This is a genomic window from Promicromonospora sp. NPDC090134 (assembly GCF_044746965.1).
In the GTDB taxonomy this organism is placed as follows: domain Bacteria; phylum Actinomycetota; class Actinomycetes; order Actinomycetales; family Cellulomonadaceae; genus Promicromonospora.
The window spans coordinates 353,263-369,447 of the sequence record NZ_JBIVCZ010000002.1; the positions used below are offsets into that span (position 1 = coordinate 353,263).

15 protein-coding genes and 1 tRNA gene are annotated in these 16,185 nt (G+C 68.9%); 13 read left to right on the forward strand and 3 right to left on the reverse strand.

What is annotated here, in order from left to right:
- The first annotated feature begins 35 nt into the window (after positions 1-35).
- From ACIPN7_RS07990 to ACIPN7_RS08000, 3 genes are read left to right on the forward strand one after another with little or no spacing between them, the layout of a single operon-like run.
- Positions 36-1,349: an ABC transporter substrate-binding protein gene (locus tag ACIPN7_RS07990; RefSeq protein WP_400539818.1), complete on the forward strand. Its 1,314-nt coding sequence runs from the start codon at positions 36-38 to the stop codon at positions 1,347-1,349.
- Positions 1,346-2,284, forward strand: a complete 939-nt coding sequence (locus ACIPN7_RS07995) for a carbohydrate ABC transporter permease (protein WP_400539820.1) — start codon at positions 1,346-1,348, stop codon at positions 2,282-2,284. The genes ACIPN7_RS07990 and ACIPN7_RS07995 overlap by 4 nt, the downstream gene beginning before the upstream one ends.
- Before the next feature lies 1 nt (position 2,285).
- Positions 2,286-3,215, forward strand: a complete 930-nt coding sequence (locus tag ACIPN7_RS08000) for a carbohydrate ABC transporter permease (RefSeq protein WP_400539822.1) — start codon at positions 2,286-2,288, stop codon at positions 3,213-3,215.
- Here the strand turns inward: ACIPN7_RS08000 and ACIPN7_RS08005 are convergent.
- The gene (locus ACIPN7_RS08005; RefSeq protein WP_400540412.1) at positions 3,205-4,071 is read right to left on the reverse strand and encodes an EamA family transporter; all 867 of its coding nucleotides are present in this window, start codon (positions 4,069-4,071) and stop codon (positions 3,205-3,207) included. The two genes, ACIPN7_RS08000 and ACIPN7_RS08005, sit on opposite strands and share 11 nt — an antisense overlap.
- 112 nt (positions 4,072-4,183) lie before the next feature.
- Here ACIPN7_RS08005 and ACIPN7_RS08010 point away from each other — a divergent pair, with 112 nt between their 5' ends.
- From ACIPN7_RS08010 to ACIPN7_RS08030, 5 genes are all read left to right on the forward strand, one after another.
- The gene (locus tag ACIPN7_RS08010; protein WP_400539824.1) at positions 4,184-5,101 is read left to right on the forward strand and encodes a LysR family transcriptional regulator; all 918 of its coding nucleotides are present in this window, start codon (positions 4,184-4,186) and stop codon (positions 5,099-5,101) included.
- A gap of 20 nt (positions 5,102-5,121) precedes the next feature.
- Positions 5,122-5,490, forward strand: a complete 369-nt coding sequence (locus ACIPN7_RS08015) for a nuclear transport factor 2 family protein (protein ID WP_400539826.1) — start codon at positions 5,122-5,124, stop codon at positions 5,488-5,490.
- Between the two features lie 113 nt (positions 5,491-5,603).
- A tRNA-Gly gene (locus tag ACIPN7_RS08020) sits at positions 5,604-5,674 on the forward strand.
- A 191-nt stretch (positions 5,675-5,865) separates the two neighbouring features.
- Positions 5,866-7,260, forward strand: coding sequence for a tyrosine recombinase XerC (gene xerC / locus ACIPN7_RS08025; protein WP_400539828.1), 1,395 nt, complete (start codon positions 5,866-5,868; stop codon positions 7,258-7,260).
- Positions 7,261-7,322: 62 nt separating this feature from the next.
- Entirely contained in the window at positions 7,323-7,742 is a 420-nt protein-coding gene (locus ACIPN7_RS08030; RefSeq protein WP_400539830.1) for a helix-turn-helix domain-containing protein, read from the forward strand.
- Positions 7,743-8,637: 895 nt separating this feature from the next.
- Here the strand turns inward: ACIPN7_RS08030 and ACIPN7_RS08035 are convergent.
- Both ACIPN7_RS08035 and ACIPN7_RS08040 read right to left on the reverse strand, forming a co-directional pair.
- Positions 8,638-9,567 (reverse strand): inositol monophosphatase family protein, encoded by a 930-nt coding sequence (locus tag ACIPN7_RS08035; RefSeq protein ID WP_400539832.1) that lies wholly within the window; start codon positions 9,565-9,567, stop codon positions 8,638-8,640.
- A gap of 19 nt (positions 9,568-9,586) precedes the next feature.
- Complete coding sequence (locus ACIPN7_RS08040) at positions 9,587-10,624, reverse strand: helix-turn-helix domain-containing protein (protein WP_400539834.1); 1,038 nt, start codon at positions 10,622-10,624, stop codon at positions 9,587-9,589.
- 323 nt (positions 10,625-10,947) lie between these two features.
- Between ACIPN7_RS08040 and ACIPN7_RS08045 the strand changes: the two genes are divergently transcribed.
- From ACIPN7_RS08045 to ACIPN7_RS08065, 5 genes are all read left to right on the forward strand, one after another.
- The gene (locus ACIPN7_RS08045; protein ID WP_400539836.1) at positions 10,948-11,316 is read left to right on the forward strand and encodes a hypothetical protein; all 369 of its coding nucleotides are present in this window, start codon (positions 10,948-10,950) and stop codon (positions 11,314-11,316) included.
- On the forward strand, positions 11,313-12,434 hold the full coding sequence (locus ACIPN7_RS08050; protein WP_400539838.1) for an HAD family hydrolase: 1,122 nt from the start codon (positions 11,313-11,315) through the stop codon (positions 12,432-12,434). Before ACIPN7_RS08045 ends, ACIPN7_RS08050 begins: the two co-directional genes overlap by 4 nt.
- A 109-nt stretch (positions 12,435-12,543) precedes the next feature.
- On the forward strand, positions 12,544-13,014 hold the full coding sequence (locus ACIPN7_RS08055; RefSeq protein WP_400539840.1) for a glycine-rich domain-containing protein: 471 nt from the start codon (positions 12,544-12,546) through the stop codon (positions 13,012-13,014).
- A gap of 32 nt (positions 13,015-13,046) precedes the next feature.
- Positions 13,047-13,952: an aminoglycoside phosphotransferase family protein gene (locus tag ACIPN7_RS08060; protein WP_400539842.1), complete on the forward strand. Its 906-nt coding sequence runs from the start codon at positions 13,047-13,049 to the stop codon at positions 13,950-13,952.
- 674 nt (positions 13,953-14,626) lie between these two features.
- Complete coding sequence (locus ACIPN7_RS08065; RefSeq protein ID WP_400539844.1) at positions 14,627-16,072, forward strand: IS1380 family transposase; 1,446 nt, start codon at positions 14,627-14,629, stop codon at positions 16,070-16,072.
- Positions 16,073-16,185: the final 113 nt, after the last annotated feature.

Sequence of the window (16,185 nt, forward strand, 5' to 3'; positions counted from 1 at the left end):
TCACCCTGCGTAACGATGCGTAAGGAAGGAGAGCGATGGAGCTCACCAGACGCCAGCTGCTCACGCTGGCCGGTTCGGCGACGGTCGCCGCCGCGCTGGCCGGCTGCGGCGGCACGCTGCGACCCGCGAACGTCGAGGCCGCAGGCTTCGGCGAGAACGCGACGGGCACGCTCAACCTGTGGTGCCGGTCCGACACGGTCAACGGCACCCAGGCCGTCGTCGACGCGTTCCACAAAGCTCAGAACCGGATCCGCGTGCAGGTCACGCCCATCCAGAACGGGCAGTACGTGACCAAGCTCGCCACCGCGATCCGCGGCGGGCGGGTGCCCGACGTCATCGACATCGACGACATCTACTCGACCCTGTTCGCCTACCGCGGCGCGTTCACGGACCTCACCCCGCTCATCGAGGACCTGGGCATCGGCGACGCGCTGAGCCCCGGGCACCTCGCCCTGAGCACCAAGGACGGTCGGCACTACGGCCTGCCGTTCATCGGCGACTTCTCGGTGCTGTTCTGCAACACCGAGCTGTTCGACCGCGCGGGACTGGACGTCGCGGAGCACACGGCGAGCTTCGACGGGATCCTGGCCGCGGCCCGTGCGATCACCGCCCTGGACGACGACGTCTACGGCTGGTCGTTCCCCGGCAACGCCTCCGGCGCGCTCGGCTTCACCGTGCAGCCGCACATCTGGGCCACCGACCGCGACCTCATCGCGGGCGACGTCGGCAGCCAGCGCGGCGACGTCGTCGGCAACGACGCGCTGCGCCGCACGCTGGAGCTCGAACGGACGCTGTGGGCGGAGCAGCTCGTGCCGCCGGGCAGCTTCTCCGACGACGCCTCGCGCTGGTCGGCCGACTACACCGCCGGCCGCCTCGGGATGTTCCCCGCGGGGTTCGGCGTGGTGGTGCCCAACGCCGACCAGGCGCTGCTGGACCGCACCCAGGTGGTGCTGCTGCCCGGACCCGACGGCGGCCGCGCCTTCTTCGACGGCGGGGACAACCTCTGCATGCTCAACGGCGCGAAGAACCCCTCGGCGGCGTGGGAGTTCATGAAGTTCGCCGTGGCCGTGGAGCAGCAGACGCGGATGCCGGAGGGCTTCTACTCCCCCGTGCGGTCCGACGTCGTCACGCCGGAGTTCGCGCGGGAGAACCCGTTCGTGCTGCCGCCGCTGGAGTCGCTCGACCGGGGCTACGCGCCCACCACGCTCGCCTACAACCTGATCTACAACCAGCAGGACGGACCGTGGTTGCGCATGTTCCGCTCTGCCGTCTTCGACGGGGAGGTCGATGCCGCCATGCAGGAGGCCCAGACCACGTACGACCGCATCCTGCGGCAGGCGCAGGCATGAGCGCGCAGACGGCGGAGCGCCCGCCCGCGACGTCGGCCCCGCACTCCCTGCGCCGCCGCAGGTACGGGACCCTCACGCACCCGCACCGCACGGGGCTCGCGCTCGTGACGCCGGCGGTCGCGCTGGTGGTGGTGTTCGTGTTCGTGCCGCTGGTCGTGGCGGTCTACATCTCGCTGACCAACTTCCCGCTCATCGGGCCGTACCGGTTCATCGGGCTCGACAACTACGCCTCGGTGCTCACCGACCCCACGTTCTGGAGCGCGCTGGGCTACACGCTGCTCTACACGGCGATCGTCACGCTGCCCATCCTGCTGCTCGGGTACGGGCTGGCCGTGCTGGTGCGGTCCAACCGGCGGGGCGCCACGCTGCTGCGCACCATCTTCTTCGTCCCGTTCGTCATCGGTCTGACGACGCTCAGCTTCCTCATGCTGCTGGAGGCGCAGCCCAACAGCGGCCTGGTCAACGTGGCGCTCAAGGGGCTCGGGATCACCGACGGGACGACGGCGTGGCTGGTCGACGGGCCGCTGGCCACCGGGCTGCTGTGCGTCATGGTGGTCTGGGGCGTGTCGGGGCTGACGATGGTGCTGCTCATGTCGGGGATGCAGGGCATCCCGCGCGAGGTCTACGAGTCGGCGGAGATCGACGGCGCATCGTGGTGGCAGCGGGAGCTGCAGATCACGGTGCCTATGCTGCGCCGGACCATCGCGATGACCGTGATCCTGTCGGTGATCGGCTCGTTCCTCGCGTTCACGCAGTTCTACATCCTGACCCAGGGCGGGCCGGGATCCGAGACCACGACGATCGTCATGGCCATCTACCGCCGTGCGTTCGTCCAGCTCCAGCTCGGCGCGGCGACCGCCATGTCGCTCGTGCTCGTGGTCATCACCGGTCTGGTCACCGCGGCCCAGTTCTGGCTGCTGCGGGAGAGGAGCTGACATGGCTACCGTCACCGAGTCCTCGGCGCCGCGGCGCGCTGCCGCCGCCGTCCGCCGTTCTTCTGGTTCCGTGCCTGCTGCCCGCCCCTCCGGGCCCGAGCGGGACACCCGGGTCAAGCGGACGCTCTACGTCGTGGGCGGCACCCTGGCCGCGCTGGTCTTCCTGGTGCCGCTCGTGGTCGCGTTCGTGCGGGCCGGGCAGCCGGGCGACGTGATCGTCGCCGCCCCCGACGGCCGGTTCTTCGACCTGTCCTGGGTCAACTTCCAGGCCGTGATCGACCAGCCGGAGGTCTGGCGCGGCATCCTCAACTCGGCGATCGTGTCCGTGTCGACGGCGGTGCTCACCGCGGTGCTCGCCACCCTCGCCGGGTACGGCTTCGCGCGGTTCCCGTTCCGGGGGCGCACGGTGCTGTTCGGGCTGGTGCTGGTCACGCTGATGATCCCGTTCCAGGCGATCCTGACCCCGCTCTACCTGCAGATGAACGTCATGGGGCTCACGGACAGCCTGTTCGGGCTCGTGCTGTTCTACACAACGGTGAACCTGCCGTTCGGCATCTTCGTCATGCGCAACACGTTCGCCGCGGTGCCGACCGAGCTCGAGGACTCCGCGCACGTCGACGGCGCGGGCACGCTCCGGATCCTGGTGTCGGTGCTGCGGCCGCTGGTCGTACCTGGAACTGCTACCGCCGCCTTGTACGCGTTCCTCGCATCCTGGACGGAGTTCCTCGGGGCGCTGACGTTCCTGACCGACTCCAGCCTGTACACGCTGCCCGTCTCGCTGGTGAACCTGCAGCAGGGGGCGTATGGCCAGGTCAACTTCGGTCTGCTCGCGGCGGGGTCGGTCATCGCCATGATCCCGTGCGTGATCCTGTACGTGGCGCTCCAGCGGTACTACGTGGCGGGGCTGGCGTCGGGGTCGGTCAAGGGGTGAGTACGGCGGCGCGGTGCCCGGCGGATCTGGGTACCGCGCCGCGCGCCCGCCGCGCACCCCAGAGCACGCCGGCGATCACGAGCACCGCGCCCACCGCCGTCCACATCCCGATCTCCTCGCCGAGCAGAACCGCCGACGTGCTCAGGCCGACCACGGGCACGAGCATGGAGAACGGCGCGACGACGCCGGCGGGGTGCCGGGCCATGAGCCAGGTCCAGATGCCGGAGCCGGCCAGCGTGCCGATCAGCACCGTGTACGCGAGCCCCAGCAGTGCGGGCAGCAGCTGCGGCCCGGGCACGAACGACCGGGCGATGGCGTCGGGTCCCTCGATGACCAGCGACAGCGCCAGCATGGGCACCGGCGGCACCACGGACATCCACAGGGTCAGGTGCAGCGGGTTGGGTGCCTTGGCCCGCGCGCTGGACACGTTGCCGATGGCCCAGCCGAAGCCGCCGGCCAGCACCAGCAGGAACGGCCCGAACGCCGCGGCCTGTGCCTGGGACCAGCCCACCACGGCGAGCCCGAGCGTCGCGACCGAGAGCCCCACGAGCTGCCGGGCGGACACCCGGTCGCGGAAGGCCACAGCGCCGAGCAGCACCGTGAACGGCGCCGACGACTGCAGCACCAGCGACGCGAGGCCCGTCGGCATGCCGACCGCCATGCCCCAGTACAGGAACAGGAACTGCAGGGTGCCGAACCCGATCCCGTAGCCCAGCAGCCACCGCATCGGCACCTTGGGGCGCGGCACCAGCAGGATGGTGGGCACGGCGATGACCGCGAACCGCAGGGCCGCGAGGAGGAACGGCGGGAACTGCCCCAGCGACGCGTGGATGGCGATGAAGTTGAGTCCCCACATGACCGCGACGGACGCAGCGAGCAGGCGGTGGGAGATCGGCGTGCCCCGAGCCTCGCCCTCGTGGCTCTGAAGGACAAGCGAAACGTTCTTCACGTCGTTGTAGGTTGCCTACATGAATGACCTCTCTCGGGTGGACCCGCGGCACCTCGACCTGCTGCGCGAGCTCGCCGACCGCGGGACGGTCACGGCGGTGGCCCGGGCGACCCACCGGACGCCGTCGGCGGTGTCGCAGCAGCTGCGCACCGCGCAGCGCGAGCTGCGGGGCGTCCCGCTCGTCGAGCCGCACGGCCGGGGCCTGCGCCTCACCGATGCGGGCCGCCTCCTGGCCGACGGCGGTCGTGAGCTCTCCCGGACCGTCGCCCAGGTGCAGGCGCGGTGGGACGAGTTCGTCGGCTCGCCGTCGGGCACGGTGCGGGTGGCGACGCTGCCGAGCGCGGCGACCGTCCTGCTGCCCGGCGTGCTGGACCGGCTCGCGAGCACGGCCGTCTCGCTCGAATGCAGTGACATGGACATTGCGGAGTCGGAGTACTCGGGGATGGTCGCGGACCACGACATCGTGATCGGCCACAGCTTCACCGGGCCCGTGCCGGCCGGAGCCGAGCATCTGGTGACGGCGGCGCTGCTGCGTGAGCCGCTGGACATCGCGCTGCGTGCGGACCACCCGCTTGCCGCCAAGGCGCGGGTCACCGCCCGGGATCTGGTCGAGTACGAGTGGTACGGCGTGCCGCTCGGGTATCCGTTCGACGGGCTGCGCATCGCCGTCGAGACGGCGGCAGGCCGGCCGGTGCGCGTGGCGCAGCGTCTGCGGGACAACCGGCTCATCGAGGCGCTGGTCGCGGCGAGCGACCGGGTAGCGGTGCTGCCTCGGTACTCGACGGCGCCTGGGGCTGGTCTGACGCTGCGTCCGGTGCAGGGGATGGATGCGGCGCGCTGGATCGTGGCGATCCTGCGGCCTGATCACGCGGAGCGGCTGGCCGTGCGGACGGCGCTGGAGGCGTTCCGGACGGTGGGGCGGGAGGTCGCGGCCTGACGGTGTGGGATGCTGCGTCGATGTCAGCACGAGAGGTCATGGAACGGCTCGCGGACGTCATCGACGGGCACCGGTGGGACGAGCTGCCGGGGCTGCTGGATCCGGCGTTCACCTGCACCTACGTGCACACCGGCGAGACCTACGGCGCCGATGCGTGGGTGCGGCTCAACGCGGAGTACCCGGGCTTCCAGAACCTCCGGCTCGAGGACTGCGTGGCGGACGGCGAGCGTGCCGCCGGGCGTGCGCACGTGACCGGGATGTCCGATGGCGTGGTGCAGCACTTCGAGGTGGCGACGTTCATCACGGCGCGCGACGGGGTCATCGTGAAGATGACGGAGGTGTGGACCGACGTCGACCAGGTGGCGCCGGAGGGGACGCGGCCTTCGTGAGGTGGCTGCCGGTGACGGGTGCCTGAGTGGGAGGCACGCCACGCGGGCGGAGCCGCTGGCAGGGCGCGAGGTTTGCTAAGGTAACGCCCGCACCGTGCTTCGAGCGCGGGCTTGCGGGCGTAGCTCAATGGTAGAGCCTTAGTCTTCCAAACTAATTACGCGGGTTCGATTCCCGTCGCCCGCTCAGAGTGCGGAAGCCCAGGTCAGAGAGTGTTTCTGACCTGGGCTTCGTGCATTCTGGAGGGCTGGAAGCGGCGCCGAGTGGCCCTTATTGACCCTAAGTCGCTCGCGACGGGGTCAGGACCTGGAGCCAAGATGTCCGCTTCACCCGATCCGCAGGAGCGCGCCCGTGGAGGTTCGCGCGCACCTCGAAGCATGTCCCCACGCAACCGTCGCAACAGCCGCCGCTCCTACGGCAACGTCCGCCAGCGCACGCCCGGCCGCTGGGAAGCCAGGTACACCGGGCCTGACGGTGTGCGCCGTCCGATCGGCACGTTCGAGTCCGAGAAGGCGGCGAACGCCGCCCTGGCTCGCGTGCTCAGCGACGTCTACCAGGGCACCTACCGCGAGCCCGAGACGGGTGACGTGCCGCTGCGCGAGTACGCACAGCGCTGGCTCGCCACGCGCGACCTGAAGCCCTCCACTCTCGACGGGTACGAGCGGCTGCTGCGGCGCTGGATCCTGACGCCGCTGCCGAGCCCGGGCGGTGCGCGGCAGCTCGACCTCGGCTCACTCCCCCTGCGTTCGCTGTCGCACACCATGGTGAGCGAGTGGTACGCCGCGCTGTTGGTGGCGACGGCGGACTCCGCTTCAGCCTGGCTGGAGCGCGGCGGCGGGCCGAGCGACGCAGCGCACGTGCGGGCGTGGGCGCGTTCGACCGGCCTGCCGGTCGGCGCCTCGGGGCGGATGCCGGCGCGGCTGTGGGATGCGTGGCGGTCTGCCGGTTCGCCTACTGCCGCGTCGGTCGAGTCGCGGCATGCCGGGACGGTGACCGGTCGCACCCAGGCTGCGCACGCCTACGCGTTGCTTCGGACCATCTGCGGGGACGCCGTCCGCGACCGGCTCATCGAGGCGAACCCGTGCAGCATCCGCGGCGCGGGCCAGACCCGGCCGGCGGAACGCGTCGTCCCCGGCGACACCGTCGTGGATGCCATCGCGGCAGCCTTCGACGGGCCGTCGGAGCGGTACCGCGCGGCGGTGATCGTCGCGGCCCACTCCGGGCTCCGGGCAGGCGAGCTGTTCGCGCTCGAACGCCAGCACGTCGAGCGGACGCCGCAGGGCGGCGTACGGCTCAACGTCCGACAGACGCTTGTGGACGTGCCGGGCAAGCCGGTCACGTTCGGACCACCCAAGTCCGACGCCGGACGGCGCAAGGTGCACCTGCCGCCCGAAGCTGCCCGCGTCCTCCTGGCCCACCTGGACCGCTACACCGGGCCTGGTCCGCGGGCACTGGTGTTCGCGACGGCCGCCGGGCGGCCGGTGCGTGGTGGGAATCGCTCGTCGATGTTCTCTCGCGCCAAGAGGCGTGCTGGAGCGCCTCTTGAGCTCCGCTGGCACGACCTACGTCACCTCGCGGCGACTCGCGCCGCCGAAGCCGGGGCGACGCTGGCCGAGTTGCAGCGGCGCATCGGGCATTCGACGGTCGCCGCCGCCATGGTCTACCAGCACGCCACCGATGACGGTGACGAGCGGCTGGCGGCACGGATGGCCGAGATCCAGGCGGCGAGGCGAGCATCGAATGTCGTGGAGTTCCCTGGGCTGAGCGGGTGAGAGCGCCTGCCGCTGCCCGGCCGTTTCTGTGGGGCCGGGCAGCGGAGGGCGCTTGGAGGTTCGTGCACACCTACCTGTCGATGACCGTTGCCGGACAGGAGTCAGAGATGGATACCGAGGGTGTGCTGCCGTTTGCTGTTGACGATCCCCTGCTCACGTCGGCCGAGGCCGCCGAGGTGATGGGAGTCTCTCGCTGGTGGTTCGGCGAGCTGGTGCGGCGCGGACGCGTGGGGCCGTGCGCGCGGATCGGTGGCCGACTGCGGGTGCGGCGGTCCGTGCTGGACCGGTACCAGGCGGAGCAGTCGGGCGATTCGAAGGACCCGTACCTGACGTACGAGGACATCGGTACGTATCTCGGTGTCTCGTCGTGGACGGCCGGCGAGCTGGTGCGGCGTGGGCTGCTACCCGGAACTCGGGTCGGCCGACGGGTCGTGGTGCGACGGTCTGCGGTAGAGGTCTATATCGAGGCCTGCACGGGGTAGATCCAGCGCTGGGCGCCGGGGCGTTCGCCCAGGTCGTACGGTCCCGCCAAATCGGCGGGACCGTACTTGTCCCGTTTGTTCTCGGGATCGGTCGAGGGCGTTGCGTGGGTCCCTTCCACAACTCGCATCGGGCGGCGGTCGTCTTGGTGCGGTAGCCGGTGATCGGCACCTATATCGACACCTGGCCCAGTAATCCCGATCGGGCTCGAGCGCCTGCCCAGGTCATATGGTTCTGCCAATTCGGCAGAACCATTGTTGTCCGGCTTGTTCTCCAGAGCCGGAACGGGCCAGTGGCGCGTCGGTGGTTCGGTAGAACCCCAGGTCACGCGGTGGTGCCAAATTGGCACCACCGCTGATGTCCGGATTAGCCCTGAGGCTGGCGGCAGCCCAGCTCTGCCCGCGCGCCATGCCGGAGCGAACCCGCAGGTCGCGCGGTGGTGGCAATTTGCCACCACCGCGCATGTCACAGTTAGCCCGCATGCACCTGCATCTGCCTGCCCCATGCTCGCGATTGTGCACGCCACCTGTACCCGTCGAGGTACTCGCTGACGTCCCCCATGCGGCCTTTCCAGGCACGTTCCGGGTGGGGGACATGGCAGTGAACAGGGCGAACGGATGTCCCTCAACTCGTGGGCGTTGCTCACAGGCGGAACGTGGAAATCGGCGCGCGGTCGCGCATGAGCATGGCCCCGCGGTTGGCTCAGCGGACTCGACCCGCCGGCCCCTGCCGGGCGACCTGCACGCACGTACACATCCATGCCTCGATGGTGACGAATGAGCGCACGCTCTGCGCACACCAAGATGTCCGCACACCAGGGTGTGCGCGCGTATCCCTGCAGGTCAGATGCGCGCACCATTTCGATGCCCGCAGACGAAGGGCTCCCACCACCGAGGTTTAGATCTCGATGGTGCCCCGGATCTCCTCGGCGAGTACCTGGTTGCCCGCCGCGATGAACTTACGTCGCGTGCTCATGGTCGTGTTGATCTCGGGCAGCGTGTTGAGCCCGTAGTCGAGGTCGATGGGTTTGCCGTCGAGGTCGATGGTGACGCCGCCTGCGGCGTGCAGGATGTAGTGCCCGGGCGAGAGGTCCCACACGGCGAAGCCCTTGGCGATCTCCATGGTCGCGTCGGTGAAGCCGGCCGCGACGTGGCACAGGCTGATGGAGCCGAAATCGACTCCGATCCGTCCCTTGGCCTTCCCGTTCTCGCCTGGTGCGCTCAGCGCGTCGAAGAACCGCTCCTGCTGCGCCAGGGTTCGGAAGCGTTCGGCTGGCCGCATGAGGTAGTTGGTCACCAACGCCTGCGGGAGGTGGGCGTTCGACGGGGACTCGAGGGGGTGCCGGTCTCCGTCTGCGGTGGTCAGGAATGCTCGGTCCGAGCCGTCGAGGTCGTGGAACGCGAGGTAGAGCTGTACGTGGTGGAAGATGTCGCCGACGATCGCGATGACTGGTCGTCTCTGGGATCGCGAGTAGACAATCAGGTGGGTGTACCCGTGCAGGGCGCGAACGGCTAGTTCGCTGGTGTCCAGAGGGTCGACCAGCACGCACAGGTCGGGGTCGGGATCGTCGCCGATGACCTGCGGGTCGTCTTCTTCCGAGGCGTAGATAAATGACGGGAGTACCTCGGACAGCAGTTCCTTGTATCGCTGGTGCATCCACAGGTCGTAGTCGGACAGGAAGTTGTCCTCGTGGCGCAGGTTCTCGTTCTCCGCACGATGTCCGGTCAGTGCGGCCTGAACGAGCCGGGGGCGGATGTCGCTCATCGTGGTCTTGACGAGCTCGGCGATGGTCTCGGCCAGCTCTGCTGTGGGTGTCTCGCTGCTCATGCAGGGCGTCTCCAGTCCGCTAGCGCAACTCAAGTGGGGGCTCTATGCCCGGCGGGCTCATGGTCGCAGCGATGAACACGGCCTCGAAGTCCGCTGCGCGCATGATCTTGGCACCCGTCAGGTCATCGAAGCTGTCGACGGCCAGCTCTCGGTCCTTGGTCATGGCACCGAACACGGCGAAATACAGCTCGGCCCCGGGATACCTCGCGCGAACCTGCCGTGCGATGTACCCGATCACGTCAGCATGCTTGACCTCGAAATCGCAGATCACAATGGTCGGGGCGTCCCGGACGTCGGGGAAGAAGGAGGCGTCGTCAAGCACCACGCCGTCGCTCACCTTGTTGCACCGCAGGTACCCGATGGGGCACCGGCCAAACCGGTCCGAGGCGAGGAACGTCGCCATCACCAGTCCGGCCTCATTGATCCCGAAGCAGATGTCCGCGTCCAGGCGCTTGCCAAGGTTCTTGATCTGCTGCGACAGGCTCGCCACGCCGAGGCCGAACGTCTCCCACGTCAGGTCGAGCAGCCGCCCTGGCTGAGGGTTCGGGAGACTGAACACCTGAATCTCAGGATTGCCGTACTCGACGGTCGGAACGGTCAACATGAACTCCTGACCGATCTGGCCGTGTCGTTCGCTCGATTGCTGAACGCCGTCCTGTTGGGCTGTAGTCACCCTCCTCGGCATGTCGACCATGGCCGGCTGTGTCACGTCGAATTGCTTAAGCGCTAACTGGTCCTCAGCAGTCAACCGCTCGTACGCCTCAGCAATCAGCGCCGTGGGACTGATCTTCTCTTCAGCCACTCCCAACGGGCCCCGACCGTAAGCCGCGCACAGAATGAGCAGGCTCGACATCGAAGGCGGCGAACCTTGCCCCCGACCTCGCGCCCAGGTCTCCCAGGCGTTGATGGTCGTGCCGCCCAGGCTTGTTTGATGCCCCGTCACGTCGTTGTAGCGGCTCGCGGCCTGGTCCTGCGACAAGCCGGCGGCGTAGCGGTACGCCTGCAAACTAGGCACATCGGGGAACTTGGCGATTAGTTCGACCGCAGCATCTTCCACGGACCTCAACTCGGTCCATAACTGCTTCCCCTGGGCGGCGAGCTCACGCCCCCGAGCCTGCGGCGTGATCCTCTGACGTTGGTTCGAGCGAGGCCGTGGCCCAGACGGTGTTTCCGCGACGGATGACCCTTCCACCCGGGAAACCCTAGCCATCTTGCGCCTTATTGCCCATCGCAATGGGCAATCTCCGGTCTTGATGCCATTGCTACACGTCAACACACCCACGGATCCGGTGGCCCTCGGCCTGGTGAACAGGTGTGTGGGTCACCAGCCGGGTGCGACGGTGGTCGAACTCTCACCACCGACCCCAAGGAATCGCCGTGATGACTACGAGCCGCCCGACAGACGTCGGCCACGTCAGAGCAGGCGTGGCCACGAAGGACGCCACGACAAGCTACAGCCAACACCGCAACGAAGGAGATGCTGATCGGCTCGCGTACGCAATGCGCGTCGCGACCGAGGCTGTACGGACTGTGGGCTCGGATCACATCGAGATCGTGACACTGACCCGAGGTCGCATCTGCCTGCAACCCGTGAATCTCAACCACGGTGAGCAGATCGCACGTGCCCTGGGCTGCGATTTGCCCCTGGACCACCGCATGTTCGTTCCCGGCCACACGCTATGGACCGGTGAGCGCGACGGCCTGGAGGTACAGGTGCGGTCGGTCCTGCGTCAGGTGGTGGCCCGATGAGCACGGCGACGACCACGTGCACGCGCGCCATGGTCGCGCTGGATATCGACGGGACTCTGGTCGACCGTGAGGGGCGCGTTCCGGCGGGCACGGTTGGGGCCCTGGACCTGGTGCGTGCAGCAGGCCATAAAGTCGTGCTCGCTTCGGGCCGGTCGTTGACCGGACTGTTGCCGATCGCGACAAGGCTGGGCCTGACGCACGGGTGGGCGGTGTGCTCCAACGGGGCGCTCACCGTGCGCCTGGACCATGCCGCGCCGTCCGGGTATGACGTGGTCGAGGCCCATACTTTCGATCCCGCGCCCGTGATCCGCCGCGCTCTCGACGTGGCACCGTCCGTGCGCGTCGCCGTGGAGGACGTTGGGTGGGGCTGGCGCACCAGCGGCACCTTCGAGCCGGGTGAACTCAACGGTCAGCAGAAGACAGTCCTCCTGGCTGACCTGATGGCCGAGCCCGCGACCCGGGTCGCACTCACCGCACCGGGTATCCGTCGCTACACCGACGCCCTACGTGCCACGGGGGCCACCGCGGGCCCGCAGGGTCCGGACTGGCTCGATGTGACCGCTCCGGGTGTGAACAAGGCCCTCGCGCTCGACGTCATCCGCACCCACCTCGGCATCCCCGCCGGTCGCACGGTTGCGGTGGGTGACGGTGTCAATGACCTGGACATGCTGGCCTGGGCCGGACGCTCGGTCGCGATGGGGCAGGCGCCCGCGATCGTCCGCAGCGCCGCGAGTGAGACCACTAGCAGCATTGACCAGGCCGGGGTCCTGCCCGTGCTGGCCTCGCTCGTCCCGACCGTGGACCGGACGCTGTCGTCGCTGGCCGCGCAGATCGTCACCGCCGAGCGCACCGCACCCGGACCGGTAGTGCTGCGGGTGTGGCACGGCAGCGGACCGGACCTGGCCCAGTGCGAAGCCTGGGCACTCCAGGACGGGCGCTGGGTCAGGCACGCCCCGATCCCGTCGGGCGTCGGGGTCACGATGCGGGCGATCGAAACCGCTGCCCTGGACGCCGGCATGCCCTATCCCCGTGGCGACGAGGGCCGCCGTCGCGCGCAGTGGCGCAGCGTGATCGGTGACGGCCCGGCTGGGTTCGAGCTACCCCTGAGCGGCCTGTAACCGCTCGCCCCTGATCTTGCGGCTGGGCAGCCGTACCACTGCCCGGCCGCAGGCCCGCCCCTGGCGGGTGCAGGTACAAGCACTACCCCGCACAACGAGGAGGAAGCACATGACCACCATCACCGCACATGACCTGCGCGAGGGAAGGTCGCTCGTGGACCGAGCGCTGTTCCAGAAGCTCACGAAGCGTGTCGCCGCCGAGCACGACCACGACCACGACCTGGGCATGGCTGCACGGGTCGTGGACCAGGCGCTGGCGTTCCTGGGCACCACAGCCACCCACCAGGGCCGACCCTTGTCGCCGTCGGACGAAGTCGACCCGGGGTGGCACGAGTTCATCCTGCACACGGTTGACTACGCTGCGTTCTGCGACCAGATCGCGGGCCGGTTCCTGCACCACGTGCCCACCGACCCAGAAGACCCGTCCGCCTACGGCGAGGGCGCCCACGAGACGCTCCAGTACACCGTGGACGCCATCGCTGCCGCCGGGTTCTACGTCGACACGGATCTGTGGCCCACGGCGCACTCGGTCGCCTGTTCCCAGTGCCACCAGGGCTGCACCAGCTCCACCGCACCCTGACCGACCACGCAGGGACAGAGCCGCAAGGAGAGATGATGCACCGCCGTTCATGGGAGGAACTGCCCACAGCACTCCGCCGCGCCGTCGAGGCGGAGACCGGGACGGTGCTGCGTGCAAAGGCTCCGTCTGCGGGGCGTAACTCGACGTTCGCCGCGTTCCTGCACACGGCCGGCGGGACGGTGTTCGTCAAGGGTGTCCCCGACTACGACCGGCTGGTGACGGTGCACGAGCACGAGATCCAGATCAACGCCCGACTGCGAGACGCGGTGCGTGAGGCACCGCGACTGCTGTGGGTCGTGCGCACCGAGGGATGGCTGCTCGCCGGGTACGAGACCGTGCCCGGCGAGCACGCCGACCTCACACCCGGATCACCCGACGTCCCGGCGGTGGTCGACGCCCTTTCACGACTCGCCCAGCAACTCACTCCGAGCCCTGCCACTGGCGTGGCGCCGCTGCGCAAGAGATACGCACGACTTGCCGGTTGGCAATGGCTCGCGGAGCACCACGTCGACGAGCTGGGTGCGTGGGAGCAGAAGCATCTGGACCTGCTCATCCAGTTCGACAACGACGTGCCGAAAACCCTGCTGGGGGAATCTCTGGTCCACGGAGACATCCACCAGCTCAACCTGCTCGTCACCGGCGACCATGTGCATGTCATCGACTGGGCCTGGTCCCGGACCGGACCACCCTGGGTCGACGCCGCACTGCTGGTCACCCGGCTGATCGGCGAAGGGCACGAACCAGAACATGCCGAATGCTTCGTGTCCAGCACCTGGGGCATGCGGCATTCCAGCGCTACATCGGGTGCGCTCACAACCTTCGCAGCAACCACATATGGCCAGTGGCGGCGTCTGGCTGTTGAGTACCCGAGTCCGCATCGGGAGGGCGCAATGCACGGCGCGCGACTCTGGGCCGAGCACCGACTTCACTTGGGCTAGCAGTGTTCGTCACAGGGGGGCGAGCGGTCTCGAATCCCTGGCCTTCTCAGGTCGGCTCGAATCTTCCCAGCCTTCCAGGGGAATCACGGCGGGTTCGTGCGATAGCACTGGTGAGCGGCTCGAAACAGCAGAATGCTGCGGATTCTTGCCCTCCCGAGCCATCTTCGCCCACCAGGCAACGACGGTCAACCGCGGGCGTTGCCGGTCGACGACCCCGAGGACTGACTGAGGATTCCGGGGCCTGAAACCCTCTCGCGTGGACGACCCGTGGACCGACTTGAACCGCAACCCACCAGAGCACTTCGCACCCGACGCGGCTCCCTCCGGCTGCCGCCGGACCTCAGCGCTTGACGGGGCGACCGACGATGATGGCCCGCGGGCCCTTGTGGTCCACACGCCTGTCCTGGAGAGTGGCCCCTCGGGCAACCGGAGCGACCATCACCATCGCGACGCGGCGGCGACCGGCGACCGGCGACTGAACAAAATGCTTTTGTGGGTGGTTCAACACTCCTTGAAGTGAGTGGCCGAGGCTAGCCTCGATCCTTCGTGGGTGAGGTGGGTCCTGGCATGGGAAAGGTGCTCTGACCTGGCGCGATACGGCTTGTCGAAGGCTGTGTCGGGCTGAGGATCGGAGCACCTTTCTGGTGGGCGAGACTACCGCGTGGGACGCGCGTTTGGAACTGACCGCCGACGGTAAAGGACTGGTCGCGAACGCGGGTGTGGTGCTGCTGCGTAAGACCGCCGACGTCGTCGGCCTGACCGGCCGGATCGCGCAGGTGTTCGGGCCGGGGCGGGTCGAGCGGATCTGCCGCGGGGCCGTGCTGGTGGGTGCGGCGTCGGCGATCGCCGTGGGGGCCAGGAACCTGTCCCAGGTCGAGCGGATGCTCGCTCATCACGCTGGGACGTTCGGGTCGTGCGGGTCGGACTCGACGTTGTGGCGGACCCTGGACTCCATCGACGAGCGGGCCCTGAAACGCTTGTCGCGCGCTCGGGCCAGGAGCCGTAGGACGGTGTGGCGGATGCTGGCCGCGCGCCCGGGCGGGTTCCCCTGGCTCCAAATCGGCGGTAAACGGCTTCACGGGTGGGTCGTGGTGGACCTGGATGCCACGGTCGTGGGTTGCCACTCCCGTAAGCAGCACGCGACGGGGACCTACAAGGGTGGGTTCGGGCACCACCACCTCGGCGGGTGGATCGCGAACACCGGCGAGACCCTGTCGATCCTGCCGAGGCCGGGCAATGCCGGCTCGAACACGGCCACCGACCACATCACCGTCCTGGACGAGGTCCTGACCCAGATCCCCGACGGGGGCAAGCACTCCAAGCTGCTGCTCGGGATCGACGGCGCCGGCGCGTCCCACGACACGATCGCTCACCTGGAACGACTCGGCACGACCCGCCGCCGGGTGGCCTGGATGATCGGCTGGACCATCACCAGCGTCGAGGAAGCAGCGATCAAGGCCCTGCCCGAGCGCGCGTGGGTGCCCTACCTGGACCAGGGCGGCGCCATCGTCGCGCCGATCCACTACGACGACACCCCCGGCGAGACCCGGTCGGAGTACGGGCATGTCGCCGAGCTGACCGGACTGACGAAGCGACCCGGCTGGCCGACCACGATGCGGCTGATCGTGCGGCGGGTCCCGATCGCGCCACGTGACCAGGCCGCGGGGAAGATCACCGCCCTGGAGAAGGCCACGGGCTGGAAATACGCGGTCACCGCGACCAACATCAACCGGATGCGCGGCATCCCCGGGACGAACCAGCCGCAGTGGCTCGACGTCCTGCACCGCCACCACGCCGTCGTCGAAGACCACGTCCGAGCCGCGAAGACCACGGGCCTGGGCCTGCTGCCGTCGGCGTCCTGGCGGATCAACACCGCGTGGATCCTGCTGACCGGGATCGCCCGCGACCTCGACGTCTGGACCCGGCTGCTCGCCTTCCACGACCACCCGCTCCTCGCGACCGCTGAACCAGCCACGATGCGCGAGCTCGTCTACCGACTGCCCGCCCGCCTGGCCCACCACGCCCGCAAAAGTTGGCTGCGTTTCGACCGCGACCACCCGAACACCGACGCGATCACCACCGCCTGGCAGCGCCTGTCCGCTCTGCCCACCGTGACCTGACCAGGCCAACGACGCCCCCACGAGCCCCGGAAGGGAGCGACCGCACGACCCCGGCCGGAACCGGCGCACGCAGCGACACGCGCACAGCAACCATGCCCAACACGCGCCAACCA